General features: G+C 57.9%; 15 protein-coding genes. 5 read left to right on the top strand and 10 right to left on the bottom strand.

Annotation, left to right across the window (positions count from 1 at the left end):
• Positions 1-49: 49 nt before the first annotated feature.
• Positions 50-541 carry a hypothetical protein gene (locus IVB27_RS34965; RefSeq protein ID WP_247447263.1) on the bottom strand — a complete coding sequence of 164 codons (492 nt, stop codon included), beginning with the start codon at positions 539-541 and terminating at the stop codon, positions 50-52.
• The gene (locus IVB27_RS34960) at positions 538-2,151 is read right to left on the bottom strand and encodes a glycoside hydrolase family 17 protein (RefSeq protein ID WP_247447262.1); all 1,614 of its coding nucleotides are present in this window, start codon (positions 2,149-2,151) and stop codon (positions 538-540) included. The genes IVB27_RS34965 and IVB27_RS34960 overlap by 4 nt, the downstream gene beginning before the upstream one ends.
• 1,619 nt (positions 2,152-3,770) lie before the next feature.
• Between IVB27_RS34960 and IVB27_RS34955 the strand changes: the two genes are divergently transcribed.
• Positions 3,771-7,121: an adenylate/guanylate cyclase domain-containing protein gene (locus tag IVB27_RS34955; RefSeq protein WP_247447261.1), complete on the top strand. Its 3,351-nt coding sequence runs from the start codon at positions 3,771-3,773 to the stop codon at positions 7,119-7,121.
• A gap of 49 nt (positions 7,122-7,170) precedes the next feature.
• On the opposite strand, the gene IVB27_RS34950 is transcribed toward IVB27_RS34955, so the two are convergent.
• Complete coding sequence (locus IVB27_RS34950; protein ID WP_247447260.1) at positions 7,171-8,580, bottom strand: patatin-like phospholipase family protein; 1,410 nt, start codon at positions 8,578-8,580, stop codon at positions 7,171-7,173.
• A 1,226-nt stretch (positions 8,581-9,806) separates the two neighbouring features.
• Between IVB27_RS34950 and IVB27_RS34945 the strand changes: the two genes are divergently transcribed.
• Positions 9,807-10,013 (top strand): hypothetical protein, encoded by a 207-nt coding sequence (locus IVB27_RS34945; RefSeq protein WP_247447258.1) that lies wholly within the window; start codon positions 9,807-9,809, stop codon positions 10,011-10,013.
• 652 nt (positions 10,014-10,665) lie between these two features.
• Here the strand turns inward: IVB27_RS34945 and IVB27_RS34940 are convergent.
• The 5 genes from IVB27_RS34940 to IVB27_RS34925 form a co-directional block, all read right to left on the bottom strand.
• Complete coding sequence (locus tag IVB27_RS34940; RefSeq protein ID WP_345946958.1) at positions 10,666-11,019, bottom strand: Crp/Fnr family transcriptional regulator; 354 nt, start codon at positions 11,017-11,019, stop codon at positions 10,666-10,668.
• Positions 11,020-11,542: 523 nt separating this feature from the next.
• Positions 11,543-11,779 (bottom strand): PilZ domain-containing protein, encoded by a 237-nt coding sequence (locus IVB27_RS34935; RefSeq protein ID WP_247351006.1) that lies wholly within the window; start codon positions 11,777-11,779, stop codon positions 11,543-11,545.
• A gap of 1,007 nt (positions 11,780-12,786) precedes the next feature.
• Positions 12,787-12,912, bottom strand: coding sequence for an RlpA-like double-psi beta-barrel domain-containing protein (locus IVB27_RS43885; RefSeq protein ID WP_524536537.1), 126 nt, complete (start codon positions 12,910-12,912; stop codon positions 12,787-12,789).
• Between the two features lie 796 nt (positions 12,913-13,708).
• The gene (locus tag IVB27_RS34930; RefSeq protein WP_247447255.1) at positions 13,709-13,897 is read right to left on the bottom strand and encodes a hypothetical protein; all 189 of its coding nucleotides are present in this window, start codon (positions 13,895-13,897) and stop codon (positions 13,709-13,711) included.
• An 84-nt stretch (positions 13,898-13,981) separates the two neighbouring features.
• Complete coding sequence (locus tag IVB27_RS34925; protein ID WP_247447254.1) at positions 13,982-14,212, bottom strand: hypothetical protein; 231 nt, start codon at positions 14,210-14,212, stop codon at positions 13,982-13,984.
• 308 nt (positions 14,213-14,520) lie between these two features.
• Between IVB27_RS34925 and IVB27_RS34920 the strand changes: the two genes are divergently transcribed.
• Positions 14,521-14,727 carry a cold-shock protein gene (locus IVB27_RS34920; protein WP_247447253.1) on the top strand — a complete coding sequence of 69 codons (207 nt, stop codon included), beginning with the start codon at positions 14,521-14,523 and terminating at the stop codon, positions 14,725-14,727.
• Positions 14,728-14,785: 58 nt separating this feature from the next.
• Here the strand turns inward: IVB27_RS34920 and IVB27_RS34915 are convergent, their stop codons facing one another.
• A complete protein-coding gene (locus IVB27_RS34915) occupies positions 14,786-15,424 on the bottom strand; it encodes a LabA-like NYN domain-containing protein (protein WP_247447252.1) in 639 nt (212 codons plus the stop codon).
• An 855-nt stretch (positions 15,425-16,279) separates the two neighbouring features.
• Positions 16,280-16,834, bottom strand: coding sequence for an ATP-dependent DNA ligase (locus IVB27_RS43880; RefSeq protein ID WP_456664251.1), 555 nt, complete (start codon positions 16,832-16,834; stop codon positions 16,280-16,282).
• A 1,785-nt stretch (positions 16,835-18,619) separates the two neighbouring features.
• Here IVB27_RS43880 and IVB27_RS34900 point away from each other — a divergent pair.
• Entirely contained in the window at positions 18,620-18,835 is a 216-nt protein-coding gene (locus IVB27_RS34900; RefSeq protein WP_247447250.1) for a hypothetical protein, read from the top strand.
• 70 nt (positions 18,836-18,905) lie between these two features.
• Positions 18,906-20,348 carry a recombinase family protein gene (locus tag IVB27_RS34895; RefSeq protein WP_256468489.1) on the top strand — a complete coding sequence of 481 codons (1,443 nt, stop codon included), beginning with the start codon at positions 18,906-18,908 and terminating at the stop codon, positions 20,346-20,348.
• The last annotated feature ends 287 nt before the right edge of the window (positions 20,349-20,635 follow it).

Genomic DNA, 20,635 nt, shown 5'->3' with positions numbered 1-20,635 from the left:
AACATGGCGGCTGTCAGGCGCGCGATCCACTCGCGAGCTCGGAGCGACTCTAGCCCCAAACAGGCTTGAGCGGCACATGTTCTCTTTGCACGTTTTCGAGTGCGAAAGCGGTCGCGGCATTTCGCTTCCCTTCAGGGCGGCGTAAAGGCTGTGAATCAGCACGGGCTTTGGCGCTCTGCTTTGCCAGTTCGCCAATGACTTCCGTCGTTACCAGTTTGATCTGCGACAATGCGGCGGCAAATCTAACGCCATACCCGCCAAAAAGTCCGGTGATGAGAAGCCCATCCACATTCGTGTCCTCAAGCAGTGCCTTCGCGCAGGCGGCGAAGACGGAAGGATCCGCATCCGTGCCGCCGGCGACGTCAACCGGGTTTCCGAGCGAAGCTGCCGGCGGCAGCAGTTTCGCGAGCTTCTCAATGGTTTGAGCGGACAGCGTCGCCAGCGCCAAAGCACTCGGTGTCATCATTCCACCAACGCTGCTCAGCCGTGCAGACCAGGTGATCGACTGACGTCTGGTATTGGCCCGAAGGAGAAGACTCAAGCGCGCGCCCGCCACAGCGTAACCGCAAGCAGTATATAGGCAGCACAAGTCCACAACGACTGCCAATTGTCTGGCCCTTCGCTAAGCGCCGCATGGATGGCTGCCACCAAGAATACGCCGGCAAATATCGCTTCCGCCATGGGGCGGATTCCTTTCTTGGGGCCATTGAGCTGTGTCATCGCCGCAAAAGGGAACGCCGCCATAGTGAGGGCCGCAAAAGGAAAATCCTTTTCGCGCGGGTCAAACATAAAGCCCAGCGCGGTCTCCGTGCCGATCACGATGGTTACGATCAAGATCAATCCGTGCATGATCGCCAGCACCGATGAGGTGCGGTAGTCCTTCGGACCCAGCAATTCCAGAAATGTGGGCGGTGCGCGCCCCGACATCAGGGCGTTGGCGCCGAACAGCGGCGAGGCAGTTGCCGCCACCAGAAGTGCGCCCCACAGAAGCCAGCTGCCCGCGTCGTAGCTTTCATAGAACATTTTTTGAGCGGCCCCCCCAAACAGGACTCCGGCGGTGGTTGCCGATATTCCGACCGCAAACCATGAGACGAGCCGGGGCTGCGAGAGCTTCCGGCGCGAGGTCAGCCATGCAGCGCCGAACACCAGGATCGCCAGCGCCATTCCGCCGCTCATTTGCAGTTTCCAGAGCGGATAATTGCTGACGGGGATGCCGGGCGGATATTTCAGCGTGCGCTGCGCGGAATCGAATAAGCCCCACGATCCGCCGACGGTGCCCTCGAACTCATGCTTCCACAATTCATCATAGGCCTCGAACAGGTTGACGCGGAAATTCTCGCGCCGGGCAACATCGAGGACCTCGGAGATCACCCGCGCCTGATTGATGCGCGACGGTAGTGCCGAACCGCGCATCCGTCCTTCGCTCGGCCAACCAGTTTCTCCAATCAGGATTTCCTTGCCCGGAAACGCGGACGCCACCTGCTTTCGGATGGCGTCGACGTGAGCAGCGGCAGATTCCGCCGGGATCGGCATATTTTCCCAATATGGCAGGATATGCACGGTGACGAAATCGACGGCGTCATTGAGTTCCCGATGGCGCAACCAGTACTCCCAGACGTCGGAATAGGTGACGGGGACCGGCACTTGTGCCTTGACCGAGCGGATTAAGGCAGCAAGGTCGGAAGGCGTCATCTTCCGATGCAACAGAACCTCATTGCCGACCACGAGTGCGGTGATGGTTTCCGGATAATGCTGGGCGAGGCGTATGCCAGTGGATAACTGCGTCGCGTTCTTCTGTCGGTCCCTATCGAGCCAAATTCCCTGAATGACTTTCAGCCCCACCTTGGACGCAAGTTCGGGGATCTGATCGAGGCCAAGATCAGTCGCATAGGTACGGATACAGTCGGTTATTTTGGCAAGCTGGGCGAGATCTTCCGCGATCTGGTCACGCGGCACTGGTGTCGGCGACTCTGACGTTTGGTTGTTGCGGAAGGGCGCGTAGGATATGCATTGCAGTTTGGCATTCGGATCGATCGGTGCGCGCGCCAAGTTGATCGGTATGGCCAGCCACCACCAGACCGCGGCGATCGCACCTAGAGATATGATAAGAAGCGCCAGAGGCGTACGAAGCGAGATAGTGTGACCCTCCAACGTAGAGATCGTCGGTCAAAAGGCATGCTGTCGTGACCCGACAACAACAGAAATTATTATTGTCCGCCGGTACCTACTTGACTGTGAAAGCTGCTGCCAGATCGTCCGTGCCGCAAGAGGCGAGTCAACATCCACGAAGGCCTTAAGGCTACCGCAGGGCAGGTAGAAATAATCTTCGCCATCTCCCGAGATAGCCTTCGGGGAACGGCAGCAGAGTGGCCTTTCTCTGACGGTCGCCGTGCCGGCTAACGAACGTCGCCTGTTGGCCCGTCTAGACGTGCCGGCTCGATCTGACCACGTCCGCTTATCCGCCGAGTTTCCGCCAGCATAATAGCGCCGGCAGCCGCCGGGACAATGACGAGGACCGTGACAAGCGCCTCCGCCGAGGCCAGGGTGTCGTGCCGGTCTGTTCCAAAGCTCAAGCATACGCTGGCCTCTATCGACGCACGCCCACCAACGATGAATGCACTCCGTCGAAAGGACGTGCGTTCGCGCACAAAGTACGATGCTACGTTTCGTCGCGTGCGTTTTGATCGCGCGGCAACATGACCAATGCCGGGCGCCGGAATATTGAGCGAAGTAGTTGCGGTCACCGCGCAGTAAGATCGCCCGCGGCTATGTCGAAGATGTTGACCGACTGTGAAGCAGTTTACATCCCCGTATTCTTGGCCCGCGCTAATGTGGCGAAGGCTTCTTACTTTGAAGGAGGCATCCGATGCACACCGCAATCAAATGGAACTCCCGATATAACGCTCGCGAATGGGTGACGATGGCTGGGACGCTCGTCGTTCAACTCCGCGCACTGAATGCAAACCGACAGAAGGGTGAAAGCAAGTCAAGGCGGCCACTCTGGAAACACTTCGACGACACCCATCATTGGGACTCAACCGCTGAGGAATGGGTTCCCGACCATGATCGGTGATCGTGCAGCCTTACCGGCCTAGACCGCGAAGCTGAGCGAGCACAGGTATCGGACCGGCAATTCTCCCACTCGTAGGGAGGCTGAAGACGCGGCAACCAAAGCTATCGATCACGGTTCGTGGCTCCGATCGCGGCATCGAGTGCCTTGCGTCCCGTGTAGTCTGAAATCGGCGCAGTGTTGCTCGCGTCCGTTCGAGGCTGCGGCGTGGTCAGGATCAGGCGTGGTTTGAGCGGAAGCGCCTCAAGGGCGGCGCCTTAAGCGTCGTGACCTGCGGCATAAATTTGCGAGCGTTGTCGCAATGGCGAAGGACCTTGCGGCCCGGACCGTCCTGGCCGCGGCGTCAACCATTTTTGGGAGGAGTTTGCCAGCTATGTGTAGGCTCGCTACAAAACGCAGCAGCTGCGCGTCGAAGGCTTAGCTGCGCAGGGCAGCCGCGTCGATTGCGGCTTCTGCCATCCGGAACGGCCGAGAGCCGAATAGCGTGGAATCCGTTAAGGGCGCTTATCGGACGTCAGCGGCGCGTTGCGCAAGGACCGCAATGACCCTTAACAGACATCGCGCTTGGCGGCGTTCACTTTTCGCCTGGGCCACTATGTTACATTGGGAAGAAGTCCGGTGATCGGCGCTTCGGTCGACAGATGTGCCTTCGCAAGCCTCTCTAATGTGCTATTCTCTTCGTATAAGCCATAGGTATACCATGACCGGTATTGCAGAGTGGCTAGCATCGATCGGTTTGGGCGAGTACGCCGAGCGATTCCGCGAAAACGCCATCGACCTCTCGGTCGTTCGAGATCTCACGGAGCAGGATCTAAAAGATTTGGGCGTCCTGCTTGGGCATCGCCGCAAGATGCTGCGCGCGATCGTAGAACTTCAGGGAGAGGTCCCGCGAAAGCCTCAAGTGGGCGCTAAGCCGGCGTCGGCGGACCACGCCGGGCGGCGTCAGCTTACAGTTATGTTTTGCGATTTGGTCGGCTCGTCGGCACTTTCGGCCCGCCTTGATCTGGAGGACCTGCGGGCCGTAATGGGCACCTATCACGGCTGCATCGCAGAGGTTGTTGCCCGGAATGAGGGCGTTATCGCGCGGTACATGGGAGATGGCGTGCTCGCCTATTTCGGCTATCCCCAGGCGCACGAGGATGATGCCGAACAGGCGACACGCGCCGGGCTGGCGCTGGTCGATGCCGTAGCTAGCCTCCGGACAGACCCCGCCACCGAGCTGCAGGTTCGCGTTGGCATCGCTACCGGTATGGTGGTCGTGGGCGATTTGACCGGCGAAGGTTCAGCTCAAGAGCAGACGGTCATTGGCGAGACGCCGAACTTGGCTGCGCGCCTGCAGACCTTCGCCAATCCCGGTACCGTGCTGATTTCCGAAAGTACGCACCGGCTCACTGATGGGCATTTCGAATTCCGCAATCTCGGCCCTGTCGCGCTTAAAGGATGGGCGGAGCCAATGCCAGCTTGGCAGGTCCTGGGAACAACCGAAGTGGAAAGCCGCTTCGAGGCTCAGCACAAAACCCGATTGGCGCCGCCAATTGGGCGTGACGAGGAAATCGAGATGCTCTTGCGTCGCTGGCAGCACGCCAGGCGTGGCGAAGGTTGCGCGGTGATGCTCATCGGAGAGCCCGGTATCGGCAAGTCGCACATTGCGCTGGCGCTTGAGGAGCGGCTCGAGGCCGAACCGCATATCACGGTGCGCCAGTTCTGCTCGGCGCACCACACCAACAGTGCGCTGTATCCTTTCACCCGCCAGCTTGAACGCGCTGCCCGGTTCGAGCGGGGCGACCCGCCCGCAGAGAAGTTCGCTAAGCTCGAGGCTCTGCTCGTGCGGGCTGATGCCGACCGCGTGTTGCTACCTCTGGCCAACCTTCTGTCGCTACCACCAAGTGAGCGCTACCGCATTCCAGAGCTGAGCCCGCAGAAGCGCAAGGAGATGACATTGGCGGCGTTTTTGACTCAGCTCAATCTCTTGGCGGAGCGACAGCCCGTGTTCGTCATTGTGGAGGATGTCCATTGGGCAGATCCGACGTCGCTGGAGCTGCTCACGATGACCTTGGAACAGCTACCGCGGCTTCGGGTGCTGCTGCTCATCACCGCGAGGCCAGAGTTCACGCCGCCCTGGCCAGGTCATGCGCATGTGACCACGATCTCGCTCACGCGGCTGAACCGACGCAACGGGGCGGCGCTAATCGAGCGCGTCACCTCCGGCAAGACGCTCCCGGAAGAGGTAATGGAGCAGATCCTCGCCCGCACCGATGGCGTGCCCCTATTCGTGGAGGAACTGACTAAGACTGTGCTCGAAACCGGGCTATTACATGAGCAGGGCGATCACTACGTCCTCAACCGTCCTCTGCCCCCGATGGCGATTCCGACGAGTTTGCACGCATCACTGATGGCGAGGCTCGATCGATTGGCTCCGGTGAGGGAGGTGGCTCAGATCGGCGCTGTGGTGGGTCGCGAGTTCTCCTACGAACTGCTGAGCACCGTAGCCGGGTTGCCAAAAGAGAGACTTGAGGAGGCGCTTGCGCAGCTGGTTCGGTCGGAGTTGATATTCTGCCGGGGCGAGATACCCCAGGCGGTCTATACCTTCAAGCACGCGCTTGTGCGGGAGGCTGCCTATTCGGGACTGCTGAAGAGCCGACGCGCAGCGCTGCATGCTATGATCGCAGACGCCTTCGAGCAACGGTTCCCGGAAATTGTGGAGACTCAACCTGAAACTCTCGCGCACCATCTGAAGGAGGCCGGGCAGTTCCAAAGGGCGGAGGCATATTGGCTGCGCGCCGGCAAGAAGGCCGCCATGCGCTCGGCCAACCTTGAGGCCATCGCGCACTTGCAACGAGGTATCGAGGCCTCGGACCATCTGCCCGACAGCGCGCGAAAGGACAGGTTGGAACTTGACTTCCAATTCGCTCTTGGGCCTTGCCTGATCGCTACTCAAGGACCAGCCTCGAACAAGGCGATGGCAACCTTTGCCCGCGCGCGTGAGCTGTGCGAGCGCCTTGGAGACCCTCCCGAGCAACTCCAGGTGATGTTCTGGTTGACCACCGCGAGCGTAATGCGCGGTGAGTTGCCGGTGGCTGAGGAAACGATCGCCGCCCTGCTCCAACTCGCCGAAACGCGCGACGATCGACCGACGTTGCTCAATGCGATGCGAGGGCAGGGGATGATCCGCCTTTTCATGGGACGTCTGATCGGTGCCCATGAAGCGATCGAACGGGCCTACGATGCCTTTGAGGCGAGCAGCGAGGAGGATAGGCTGGCGGCACGTGTGGCCGGCCAGGATGCCGGCGTGGCTGACCTGGCGTTGATGTCGTGGGCGCTCTGGCTGCTCGGCCACGCTGATACGGCACTCACGCGAGTGAACGTCGCCATTCAGCGTGCCGACGCCATCAGTCATCCGCATTCGCAGGCGTATGCTTGTTACTATGCATGCATTCTTCACGCCCTTCGCGGCGAGTTCCTGACTGCGCAAGGTCATGCCGAACGCTGTATCGCCCTGTCAGAGGAGCATGGATTCCGGCAATGGCGCTTGGCGCGTGCTATTCGGGGCATATGCGTGGCGTCGCTCGAACCTTCACCCAGCGCACTCGGGGAGATCCGTGCCGCGTTGGACGAATATCGCAGCGCAGGTTATCAGCTGGCCATCACCGCGCTCTACGTGCTTTTGTGTCCGCCATTGTTGATTGGTCACGACTACGAGGCGGCGCTGGAATTGATCGAGCACGGCCTCGCTACAACGAGCCGAAATAGCGAACGAATTTTGGAGGCCGAATTGTATCGGCTGAAGGCACGGGTGCTGGTCGTCCGCGGCGGACCAGACGTCGAAGCCGAAGCGCAGGCACTGCTCGAGCAGGCAATAAATACGGCAAGAAGCCAACACGCCAAGACGCTTGAGCTTCGAGCCGCAATGGACCGTGCCGCGCTGTGGATCGATCAGGGCAGACGCGAGGAAGCGCTCAATTTCCTCGCGCCGATTTATGCCAGCTTCACCGAAGGCTTCGAGACGCACGATCTAAAGGAGGCAAAGGTGCTTCTCGATGGGCTGCGGTAATCCAACCGGGACAACGCATGCCCAGATCCAAATCCGCAACGCGATCTGCTTACTTTGGCTTGGCGCCACTAGCCGCCTTCTTTAGAGCCGCATAAGTACGATCTCGCAGCTCTAACCAATTCGGGTCGTCCTGTGGATTCTCGTTTATGAAAATGGGCTTGAGCAGCTTGTCGTCTTTACTATTCGCCTTAATCTCGTTTTCCGCTTTGTTAAACGCGTCGATTGCTTGTTTGGCGGCGGCGTATCCCAGCGTTATCGAATTTTCGAGATTGCTGTGATTCCATTTGAAATTGATGTGCCCCGGCACGTGAATCTCGATGACTACGCCTCTCCAAGGTTTTTTCCCGTTCTTCCCGTCCGCGGCTGGTTTGTCGAGCATCCCGCACTCGACTGCTTTCTCGAGTATCCCGGCTTCGGCTGCTCTGTCGAGTGTGTGCGCCTCTTTGACGTGATATTTGAAAAGCTTGACGTCATCCTCGCCGACCGTTGCCGCAAACAGTTGGCAGAGATTTGCTAGCGCATCGTGAAGATTTTCCGGCCTGCGGATTTGCTTCGCATCGACGATCCGGCTCACCCAGATTTCGTCCAAATCGGGGTGCTCCTCGAGCAAGCTATCGAAGTTCACAGTATCGACTAACGCCCCTTCGCAATATGTAACTTGGTCGATCTCAACCGTCCCTTCGACGAAGGGAAGAGACGAACACGCACACAGGCTGCGTGAGTCGATAGCTCCCTTGTACTGCTTTTTCTCGTCCTCCTTCATCCGACGATTGGAAAACAGCGCCAGCTTCTGTTCGTCGAGATTCCAGGCGTTGTGATAGATGTGTGGCATTCGGTCTTTTTTCAGCTCGCCGAAGTTTATGCTCTTCATAAACTCGCTATCCGGATAGTTGATCCTGGACAGGCCGTTGACTTTGGACAAGTACATCAGAGAGGTGAGGTATCGGACGAATGGATTAGGTGCGAGCACCTCATTGAGTATCCAGTTGTTGATGTCTCCTTCGCGCCATTCCTTGAAGGGTTCTTCACCACGAGGCAGACGGTTGAACCAAGCGGACATGGTGCCCTGGATCTGTTCCATCATCTTGTACGGTTGCCATCGGAAATCACTGTAACTTTTGGGATCGGTGACGAAGTCCTGGAAGGCCTTGATGTTGGCGTTCCAATCCGCCCCGAATACGGTGTTTATGGGGAAACGCTTATAGCCTTCATCGTCCCGAAACACGCCGTCCCTGAAGAATTCATAGGTCAGTTCGGCTCTGCTTTTGTTTTCTTTTTTGATTTTCTCTTCATTAAATTGATTGTGGACGATGCCAACCCAAGCGCCGATGCAGGACAACGCCCACACATCAGACTTATCGTCGAACGTCTTGCCGACTTCTGCAAGCGCTTTCAGAACCCCGATGTGTAGTCCTGCTGCCGGTCCGCCGCCGCCGAGCGTGATCGCTCTCTTCACCATTGGTTCCTCCATCTAATTTACGTGTGGCTTATTCTCCGATCAAGTTTCGAATTCCGTGAAGAGGAAGAGATTAATCGTTTTCGGGATCATTGGAAAGCGCGGTTGACGTCGACATTCGACGCTTTCTCGGACCTGCGCATCGCACTAACGCACCTCCGCTGAGGGCGCGGGCTTGCGTATCGGCGCGGTCACAACGAGTGCTGAACATCTTTGGAATGAAACCGCTGCTGGCAGCGGTGAGGGCGTGATACTGGCGCGGTGCGCCCCGTTGCGGTTCATGGGGAGCGTAAACAAGAGCTCGAACTTGCCTCAGGATGAGTTGTGGCCGAGCGGCCGTCAAACCTGCCCAAATTGATCGGACTGCGGCAGCCCGAGTTCGACCCGCCGATCCCCGCGTCATGCAATAGTGTTTTTATACGACCAAGATGCGATAGGTGCCATTCCGAGATTGGCCATACACGGTGTTGCACAACGGCCCGGTGAATGGCCGAGCAGGGGCCTTTGGGACCACAGCGCTGGCCCGGAACGACATTGTGTATACAGAGCTGCCCGTTTCTGTTTTGCCGAGCCGGATGAGCAGGCAAATGGCTTCAGCCACTCGACCCCAATATTATGCGTTTGCTGTCTCTGCGCTGAGTGATGAGGTAATTAACACAGAGGCCGCGAACGCCACCAAGAATGGCTTGCGCCTCTCTGACAGCGCCGTTTGCTTGTCCGGTCTCATCACCACTATCATTGAAGCTCTTGGTGATGCAGTGTGACAAACCCGATATTCGCCCGTGTCGTCAGCTCTGGGTTCGGAGCTCGGCTAAACCAGTTGGTAGGCGATGAACCCTCTGTTGATGGGGCCGCAGCGACTAGCGCCAGGAAAACAGTCAGGGCTTCTGTCGGTTTTGAAGTTCAATTCTCTAGATTTGATTTGTAAGGCAAAGATCAGAAAATTATATCAGCAGTTTATTTGATTCGTTATATTGATATTCATTGGATGTGCGGAGCGCGCCGCGTATTCGGTTTACAAAAAGCTGAACGACAGAATTGGAAACTCAGTGCCAGCGCAGCCCCGACAGCCGAGCGCGACTCAAACAGCGGATAGCTCAGCCTGTAAGAAGGAACAACGTTAGGCTCGTCTAGATGCGAGCGTCGAACGGGTGGCCAACCTGTACTCGTTTGAATGCCGGCCGCCGCGCTAGTTGAACGCCTCACTGCCAAACCAAACGGAGGGTAAGATGAAGAGTGCGCTCGCGATCATTGCTGTTGCTTCTCTCATTGTTTCGTTTTCGTTGGAAGTAAAAGCGCAAACCATGCCGCCCGCTAGCGGTGCGGCAAAATCTAAGGCGCCGGTGGCGCAACCAGCGAAGGGCGCGGCCGCGCAGAAAAGGATGATGACCACCTGCACCCCCCGTCAAAAAATGTCCGGAGCAGCCTGCTCGTAACAAGCCGAAGGCCGCCGACTTAGGCGGCCCGCTAGAGCGGAAACGAGCGGTCGGGCCACCGATCGTCGTGCTTGTCCACTACTCCCCTTGGTTCGCGGATTGGGAAGCCACGGCTGCCTTTTCGACAAACGGTCGGGCCGCGTATTCGCCAGCGCAGGCGGGCCGACTAGCATGGTCTCGCCACTACAACCACGTTCGAACCTAGCGTTGCTCGCGATGACGAATTGCTGCTCGCGGTGCTTCAGCGCGACTGGAGATCTAGGGGTATCGGTCGGTACAGTTGTGGCCGTTGCGCGTGAACAGCCGCACGGCTTTGAAACACGCGCCCACGAGCCGCAGCACATCGCGGCCCGCACTCGCTCAAGCTCGTCAACAATGAAGCCAGGAAATTGCAATAAGTGGAGAGCTGACGAACGCGGAGCAAGATACCGGCTGTCCCTTTTGAAAGCAGTCGTGGTCTGCCAGTCGGATTGCGACAAAAAAGGCAGCAGCTGCGGATTGTTCGGACCGGCAGCTTACGCGGCGCTAACCTATGCGCTCGGCGTCCGTCAGAATACCTCGATCGCCACGATTCATAAGCGGCCCGAGCTGCAGAGTTGTTTTTATCCGCTAGCCGGCATCCGGCGCTAAGTCAGTATTTGCTCGGACGTTACTATAACCCGAAGCCAGCTTTGGTGATCTTTGATCCTCCACCTGGGTTTAGCTCATGCAGATATTCAGGGCTGAACTCGGCTACAGCTTGCAGTTCCTGTGCGCGGAGCAGAGTAACGGTGTGGTTTTCCCATTCGCTGAGGCCCAAAGCCCTGAGTTCCTGGATCGTCCTGTTCGCGTGAACTACTGAAAGCCCACATGCATCGGCAACATCTTGCTGGGTGAGCGGGATCCGGTAGCTACCGCTGTCCGCCAGCCCGACGAATTCCATGCGAGTGGTAAGCTCGCAAAGAAGATGCGCGAGTCGACCTAAGGCTTGGCGCGCTCCGAGAGTCTCAACCCATTCGCGATAGATGGCAGCCTATATCAGCGTTTCGCGCCAAAACGCGTGTGTAAGTCCGAGAGATTGGGTCATCATCTCTCTGAGAGATGAATGGGGCACAGCGGCTATCGTCGAATTGCCTACGCTGCAAAGATCACAATCCGTGATCGGCAAATGCAGGGTAGGCAAGTCGGGCATGTCCCCAGCCAGGTAGAATGACGAGATCTGATTTCGATCATTCACCACTCTTTGCCGAGCTAGAAAGCCGTCGATCACCACGATGCAGCTGCTGGGCTTGCCCCGTCAGGGCAGCAGGCGTTGCCGCAATATCATTTGGCAAGCGATCCTCGTAGCGGCTCAGCATGCGGATTTAGTCGATCTGCTAGGTCTCTCAAGCGCGCCCGTGGTCCCTCCTGACGCGCCACAATGACCGAGTAAACTACTGTTTCTCGAGATGCGCATTCCGGATTTCAATCTTGATGCGAGGCTACCTCTCACAAAAGTCAGCGCTTTGCCCCAAGATCTTCCACCTGCATCCGCATGAGTTGGTGGCGCATCAATAGAATGCGACGGCGATACGTTTTTCTTTACGCCAGACGACTGAACAGCGACGTGGGCCACCGTCCGGAATGACAGTCAGCGCGAATTCGTCCGGAATCTTTTCATCTCCTGCAACATCAAGGGCGGCACCGTATTCAGAGATGCTGCGAATCAAGCAATTTGCTTTCGAACGGCCGAAGCTGATTGAGCCGGACTTTGGGATGCGTGTCGAATGAGAACTGTTCTGCTCCATAATTTTTCTCCGAGTAAAGGGTTCGCCCCGCAGAGCGCAAATCGATTGTCGTCGGGCACCTACTGCGATCAAAAAAGAGTTCGCTAGAATCTCGAGACCCGATTCAATCTTAGCGCCCTGAATTAAACCACAACAGAAGACTGTTATACCAAAGATGCAATTAAATCGAATTAAATCGACAGCGGAAGGTCTATGACGAATGCAAAATGGCTGCACTAGTGCAAGCGGCGCTTAAGATCGCTCATACAGCCGTCGGTTATTTATCTCGATCCCGCGGGGCACTTGTCAGTCTCTGCGGCCGCCGACGGGGACCGGACGGGGTCGACGCGGGTTGCTGAGACCGTGAAAAGCGTCAACCCAAGCAACATCGCGATGACCAAAGAATATCGCATGCTCCTATCTCCGCCGGTTAACTCGGACGATACATCAAAACGCTGGACGGCACGCTATATTGGCGCACCCTAGGCTGCTCCGGACCGCAGAGTGCCCATACCCGCACAGTTTCTCGCGCAGGTGGCCGGAGTCCGTTGTGCATCACAAGCCGCCTATCACGGCCAAGATGGGAGACTTCCGCTTTGCGTTGGTAGGCCGACGTTTATGAGTACACGTCGTAGCTTCACGGCTTCCGGCGCCGCTTCCCTGCGGGTTCCTCAACAGCGGGCGCATGACTTCGATGCTGGTGATGCTGTTTTCAAATCCGGGCGGCAGCGGCATCAATTCGGGCGCGGCATCGTTGCAGGCCGGGCAGGGGTCGCCTGCGCCGTAGAGCCGCCAACGGCATCGCGTTGCCCAATCGGTGCGGAGAACATCGCCTCTATCAGGGCGGCCAGGCTCATGCCGCCGACCACCATGCCTGGTGCAGCTTGGTCGCCGTGAGTTAGCTGGAGGGCGGTCACGATGACCGCAATAGCGTCGGGGTTTCTTAGAGGCACGGCAGGTTCAGACCCAAAGGCGGACCGCTGATGTAAGGGGCGGGTTGCTTATTTTCGCAACTCGATGGACGACTGCTACAACACCTCAGCACGAACCTGAGCCACGCCACGATCCGTAATCCCCAAGGTGCGCGCGGCGGCGAGCGAGAGGTCGAGGACGCGGCCACGAACCCATGGTCCGCGGTCGGTGATCCGAACCACCACCGAATTATTCGTCTCAAGATCAGGACTCGGACTCTCGTGCCGAACGGCAGACGGGGGGGCGCCGCGGTTAGTTGATTCCGATCAAACGATGAACCACTCGCTGTCTTCCCTTTGGAATACGAATAGTAGGAGGCTTTTCCGGAAAAGACTCGGTTGAAAGATTGAATGCCCGAAAGATCATTCAAGAGCTCTTGTCTGTTCGGAGGTTGCGCTTGCGGCTCATCCTTCTTTATCTGATCGAGTCCTTCAGGAGCGGGCTCCGCGTGAGCCTTTGGAATGATGGACCATCTGTCATTGAATGTTTGCCCGACAGCAGGGGTCGGGTGAAGCCCCGTCCAAGCGGAGACTGTTGCAATCACGATCATTCCAGAAAACAGACGCATGATCGACCTTACTAAAGATCACAAGACACAAGAACAATGCAAACTCCTGAGGCGCGTTCCGGGCATGTGCGGGAATCCTGTGCCGAGAGGCGATAACATACCGATAGTTGAGGATGTGTTGCACGGCGCAGCGTGGACGCAGTGCAGCAAGCAGACAGCCCGCTGCAACGCATCACGTTAATTGGCGAGCAGTTCTAGAGCTCTCTGGCGAAGTGAGCGTCGACACCGCGTGTGCGTGCAGGCGATTCAATCAGTAGCGTGAATGTCTTCGCCTGATCATAGAGACTGGGAGGACATTGAACGGACCGCAACAATTCATGGGGCGAGAGGCCGCGAGCCCGCGTAAGATGCTCCGTACGTTATTCAGCCTCGCTCGCAGTGGATCGCAAACGGACGTAACGACCGGCTCGTCACGTTGGTCCGTCGTCGCGGCGCGTGGGGACGTTGAAATCCCGCGCGGCAAGCTCCAGCTCGAGCTCAGTGATTCGCTCAAAGATGCGAGCAGCAATCGTCTCCGATTCTTCCGCGGTTAAGGATCGAATGCCCCGCAAAGCAAGCTCGTCTCTGAGAACCTTCGCCACAATCAATTGGATGGCCATTTGATCAATAGTCCAAAAACCATGATCAAACCGCAACCGAAGAGCGAGCGCAAGTGGTTGAGCGATTTCCCCGCGGTGCTCCGGCTAGCCGTCTCGGAACGGAATGCCGAAGCTGTCGCAGGTATCTAGGCTATTTGGTTGATCGCAGTGCGCTTCGCTTGAGCACGAGCTGACCCGCATCTCCAATTTCGATTGCTCCTCACTTAGACGCCTTTCGACAAACTGGCGCTCGAACTCCGTCAGATTGGTCTGCAATAAAAGGCGATAGCGTTGAATACTGTTGCAATGTGCACGCGCCAAGGGGTCGTCAATCATCGTGTCTTCCTGTGACGGATATAGCAATCCATTCATCGCTTGCCTAATGGGCGCGCGAGCCGAGCAGCATTGCACCACATCGCAGGAGCGGAGTCTCCCGCGCGGTCGTCCATCGTAGTGAGCTTTTCTTTCCCGATCTGTGAACTAGTTCACAATCAGCGGCGGGTCGTCTCCCGCAATGGCTCGCCCCCTATCAGACCACTGATCGCTTCGAAAACACTCTCCGACGTCGCGCGCTGCGGATTTTTGCTTGTCAGCCCCAAAGCAGTCGACCTAGGCTATGTTCATTATTCAACCGGGAGGCGGACGTGGCGACAGGCATTGTGAAGTGGTTTAGCGCAACCAAGGGATTCGGTTTCATCCAGCCCGATGACGGCGGCCAGGATGTTTTCGTGCATATCAGCGCAGTGGAACGCGCCGGCTTATCGGGCTTGGCTGAGGGGCAGAAGGTCTCCTATGAGGTCCAACTTGACCGCAAGCGCGGCAAGAGCAGCGCGGAAAATCTGCGCGTCTGACGGCTGCCGCGACCATGGCGCTGCGGTATTGATCACTGCACCTTTTGTCCGAGGTCTCTCAGGAGCGCGTGGAGAAAGTCACTTGCATGGTCTCGTTTCCCTTCGGTTCCTGCAAGAATTTTGGCATGTGTCCACGCGCTTCACGATCGCGCGGGGCGGGGCGTTCGGACGGGTCGCGGCCGAGCTTGGCCTGCAGCTCGACGAGGTCGGTGAAGACGTCGGCCTGGCGGCGCAGCTCATCGGCGATCATCGGCGGCTGGCTGGCGATCGTGGAAATCACGGTGACCCGCACGCCGCGGCGCTGAACGGCCTCGACCAGGGAGCGGAAGTCGCCGTCACCCGAGAACAGCACCATCTGGTCGATGTGTTCGGCGAGCTCCATGGCGTCCACGGCGAGCTCGATGTCCATGTTGCCCTTGACCTTGCGGCGGCCGGATGCGTCGATGAACTCCTTGGTCGCCTTCGTGACGACGGTGTAGCCGTTGTAGTCCAGCCAATCGATCAGGGGGCGGATCGAGGAGTATTCCTGATCCTCAATGATCGCGGTGTAGTAGAACGCCCGAAACAGCGTCCCGCGGCTCTGAAACTCCTTCAGCAGGCGCTTGTAATCGATGTCGAAGCCGAGAGTTTTCGCCGTCGCGTAGAGATTGGCTCCATCGATGAAGAGCGCGATCTTGTCCGTAGAGGAAGGTGACATTCAGTTCACGCTTTCGGTGAAGCAGCGCGGATCAAGCTGAAAGCATCGCGGGCCCGCGAAGCAGAGGGCCTTCGCATTCTATATAGATCGCTACCGAAGATCGTCGAGGAGACGGATGCTTTAAGCTTCAGCTATTTTCAAATCGTATCACGCCTTGGAAGTCTGACATCAGCCGAAAGTCGGCCTGTCAGATTTGTAACGTGTCCTATCTTTTTGCAGGTGCTTGTTTCAAGGTGCTCGCGCCGTGACCGTTGGCGATTTTGCTCTGTTTGATCTTTGGATCCACCGGCGGGTCCGCGGCTGTCGGTGATCTGTCTCAGCTCCAGGCGGAGACGTTCTCCTGGTCGGAACCGAGAGAAGCCGACCCCGCAGCTCAATACATGGTGCTCGAGCCGTGTTCCAGTTGCTGCTGACGGCTCCTTACCGCAATGGAATGAAATCTAAAGATACGTCGGCACGTGGCGCCGACCTGAACGCGTGGAGGGGCTTTCGGCGGCGGATCGCCTAGGCACACAAGGAGGTCGGGCCGTTATAGGCGTGCAGACGACGACCCACGTCAAGGTTTTGAGAACTCGCTAACGACCATCATTCAAATTAATATTTAGCTTCAACGGAGAATCAGAAATCGAGCGCGACTCACATTAGTGTAGTGGTCGCGGCCGCCCCGCGACCAAGCGGTCGAGCGCCACGGCCTTTCCAAAAACCCGGGGCAATGGTTGCTCGGCCGCTGCAGCTAACATCGTCCCTAAAAGGGTAAGCAACACGACCTTAGGGCGTTGCAGCTGGATGCCGGCAACCTTACTCAAATGCCACGCCTTGGCGGTGGAAATCGAGCCCCTCACAGATCCAGGGGAGTCACAGCTCCCGCTCCATTGCGGGATGGCTGCGGTTCTTGATCTTCACCCAATGTTTCTGCCGCTCGCCGCGGTGCGGCCGATCACGGTATTTCGAGACCAGCCCTTCCAGTCCCATGCGGCAGGCCGCCCGGAAACGCTTCGGCCCGATCTCGCCGCGCTCGAATGGCGCGACGGTGATCCCGTCCGGCCGGTGAGCCAATAGCCGCTGCAGGTTGGTCTTGCGCAGGTGCAGCGGGAGCTGCCGGCTATCGTCACCGCCCATTGCCAGCACGTCGCTCGCATAAAGCTGGGCTTCATGGTCGTGCTTGCTCGAGCGCAGCGCGTTGAATTCAGAAGTCCATCCTTTTATGCCAGAAATCGGTTTTGCCACACTGAAGATGCGCATGGGCGCGACGCACTTCTTGTGGGTGACGCTGCCGAAAGTTGCGACCGAGATGGCGCTGTGCGTGCTCTGATACAATCTGACACGGGTGCTGAACATCGTCGGGATGAAACCGCTGCTGGCGGCAGTGAGGGCGTGAAACGGGCGCTGGCGCGCGCCATTGCGGTTCATGGGACGCCTAAAAAAGAGCCCCCGACATTGCGTCATGATGAGTTCTGGTCGAGTGGCTCGCAAAATTTGCCCAAATTCACCGGACCGCGGTAGCCTGAGTTCGCCCGCGCCGGTCTGCGTCATGCAACAGCGTTTTTACACTACCAAGGCCCGTTGCAGACCTATGTCGCTACATTGAACCTGAGCCACGCCACGATCCGTAATCCCAAGCTGCGCGCCGCGGCGAGCGAGAGGTCGAGGACGCGGCCACGGACCGATGGCTCGTCACGTCATCGCCGCTCGTGGGGATGTTGAAATCCCGCGCGGCAAGCTCCAGCTCGAGTTCAGTGATCCGCTCAAAGATGCGAGCAGCAATCGCTCCCGACTCTTCCGCGTGAAAAGATAGGCTTTTAGCGGTATTTTGGGAGTCGGGAACAACCGGCAATCCGAGTGCGTTTTCTTCCAGCTCCGGGCAGTGTCTCGGAGCAGCGTAGCGTAGACTCCCGGCCTCAAAGGATTCATCCTCCTGAGGGGCCGGCTTTTTGGCCGCCGCCGCGGCACGCGGCCGGTTCGCGCTGGCGGTTTATCTCTCTTAGCGAGGCGCAACCAGAGCTGCCATACTGAATGCGACTACGCAGGCAGCAGCCAAGGACCAGAGCACTATAGCGATCTCTTTGGGCATGGTCGTGGCCTCCTGACGAAAGCCGCCTAACCCTTACTGCCGAACGAGCTTAAGAGCGCATACCGATCAGCATTGTGTAGGCAAGCCAACGCCAAATCAGGTTCATCAGGACTAGCATGTGGCATCCCCATATTTGATGCGGCCAGCTTCGACCTGGTATGTTTCAAGAAGATTTCGCCAGGAGTGCGAAATGGCTTCGTGCCGAGGGTGGGAGGGCAGCCCCGCCGGTTCACGCTGGCGGGCGCGTTCTCGGTTGCCGTAACGTTCTTCTGGCAGGCATGATGGGTGCTAGCCGGCTTTAACCCCTTGTTGCTCGACTTAAATCTGGCGGCGGCCCAGTCTGGTGTTCACCGTGCGGAACACGCTGCGAGTGCCATGTTGTGGGACGCGGTTTTAAAAGAACGAATAGTGGACGACACGAACGTGGTTGGCCAATCATGTCTCCCGATAGCCGGCAAGTTCCGCTCTTGCGAGTGCCCGGGCCTACTCAAGCGCTTCTGCCCCGGTCAACAGGTTCGGCGCGAGCCGACGTCCCGCGATATCGACCCAGTAGAGGTACACGCTCGGCCGACCATCGCGAAGCAGACTTCGTGGCCGCCGGTTTGGGGCACAGCTTCGTGCTTACGTATGCGGATGTCGCCATCGAAACGCCGCGGCTCCAAGAGTCAATCGCTTGGGTCTTGGAACGCCGGCGAGCTACCGCGCGTCGTGGGTGTGGAAAACGCAATAGGGGCGAGGCCCGATTCCATGTCCGCACCCTATTCAAGTGGAACGTGACCCGTCGCGAGCTTGCGGCTTTGCTGCAAGATGCCATCCGGCAACGTCTGGGGTCTGGAGACAGCCTTCGCAGGTCAGATAACCTGTAAGCATAGTGCGACCGCGCGAGACGTTGGCCAGCGAAGCGTCTCTCCGGCAATTTGGGCAGATTAACGCGAGTCTTCGCACTGGCCAGCGCTGCAAAACGACCCCCAGCATTGCGTCCCTCCAGTCAGAGGAGCGCTATCAGAAGTTGCGATGTGCGTCAAAAAGGACGTCGGCACTGCTGCGGAAATAGCGAAATATCGCTTGTGCCGTCGGGCAAAACAGTGGTTCATAGGGTGCTGGTCCAACGCGAGAGCCAGCCAATGTCGAATGAAGTCGAGACGACCGAGCTATCGAAGATTGCTAATCTCAACGGAGACTTCAGAAGAAATTACGGAACCTTGCTTGGCGCCATCCTGTACTTGCGCTCGATCAGTGCAGCGCGGCGAACATCTCAATGGGGCGGCTTGATCGTCGCTTTGATCACGGCCGCTTTGACGTGGCTGGCGAGGCAAGAATGGCCGTGGCCCGGTTCATGAAGACGTGAATTCTTTGCGCCGCTCAACTGACTTAGGTTACGGAGGCCGCCGCGCTTTGAGGCTCGGTCCGATGGTCAATGCGCTCGTCCCGCTTAAGAGCAGCTTACCGAAAGCACGGTGGGCGTGCCGCGCAGCGCAGTACGTCAGAATGTCGACCGACTACCAGCAGTATTCGATCGCGAACCAGACCGCGGTGATCGCCGCCTATGCGCTAAGGCTCGAGTGGCAGATCGTTCGAACCTATCGGGATGAGAGCAAAAGCGGCCTTCACATCAAGAACAGGAAGGGCCTGCTCGATCTGATCGACGACGTTCAGTGCGGTCGCGCAGATTTTAGTAACATCCTCGTCTACGACGTCAGCCGGTGGGGGCGATTTCAGGACGTTGATGAAAGCGCGTACTACGAGTTCATCTGCAAACGGGCGGGTATCAAGGTCTTCTATTGCGCCGAATTATTCGGTAACGATGGCGGTCTCATGTCAAGTATTGGGAAGAACCTGAAGCGGGCCATGGCTGCTGAATGGAGCAGGGAGCGATCAGAAAAGGTCTATGCTGGAGCTTGTCATCTCTCTCGATTGGGATTCAGGCAGGGCGGCCGACCCTGTCTCGCGTTGCGCAGAGAGTTGATTGATGTGAATGGACGCTCGCGAGGCGTGCTGCAAAATGGTGAGCGGAAATACCTCCAGACAGATCGAGTCATTCTGCAACCAGGCCCCGCGGACGAGGTGGAACAGGTGCGCTCGATCTTCCGGCAGTTCGTTATTGAACGGAGGAGCGAGACGAAGATTGCGCGGAGCCTGAATTCCGCTGGGATCCATTGCCCGACGGGTAGGCCTTGGACGGCTTGGATCATCCACAATCTGCTGGTGAACGAGAATTACATCGGCAACATCGTCTACGATCGCCATCCGTACCGTCTTCGGCAACGGCGCACGAGGACTCCTGCTGATCGATGGATCAGAAAGGTCGGCGCATTCGAGCCGGTGATTGCTGCGGATTTGTTCGCGAAGGCGCAGTCTATCATTGGAGCTCGCAAGAGCCAGAAAGGTCTTTCCAACGAAGAGATGCTGAAGCGCCTGAGAATTGTCCTGCAAAAAAGGGGGAAGCTCACTCGCGCCATTATTGATGCGGCTCCCGGCGTGCCGCGTCCATCTGTTTACCAATTGCGCTTTGGGACAGTGAGAAACGCCTATCGGCTGATTGGTTACGTCCCGGAGCGAGACTACGCCTATATCGATTCACGCGACGCCTGGCTTGCCATGATCGATGAACACGCCTCGAGACTTGGAGCGGCTCTTATGAAATCCGGGGAAGATGTCAGGTTTGATCGAGTCCACCAAATGCTCGAGGTGCGAGAATTGCTAATATCGCTGCGCGTGGCCCGGTGCTGTCAGGACGGCAAAGAGGGGCATTCGCCTTTCTGGACGATCGAGTGTGGCCGAAATATCCCGCCAGGTCTGCTCCTCGCGATTCGGCTTGACGCGTGCAACCAGAGCGTTTGCGATTTTTTTTGATGTCCTCTTCGAACTTCGTGCGAAGGCTGAGGTTTACGGAAAATGTCCATAAGCGTTACGGCTTGCGCCGGGTTGGAACGTTCAACGGCGTCATTCGAGCAATCAAACGACGGCTAGCGTGACTTCTTGAGCGATGAGCTGCAATCTTGACTGCGTGAACAGCCGAGTTTGAGCGTGGGCAAGCCTTCGTCGTCCGTGAAGAATTCCCAAGTCGTTGATTTAGAATCTGGAAACGGCGCACTGGGCTAATTGAGCTTGCCGGGAATCGGGTGCAACGAAGGGGATTC

Origin of the sequence: Bradyrhizobium sp. 197, assembly GCF_023073375.1 — a bacterium.
Lineage (GTDB): Bacteria > Pseudomonadota > Alphaproteobacteria > Rhizobiales > Xanthobacteraceae > Bradyrhizobium.
This window is presented reverse-complemented; position numbering and strand designations above follow the sequence as displayed.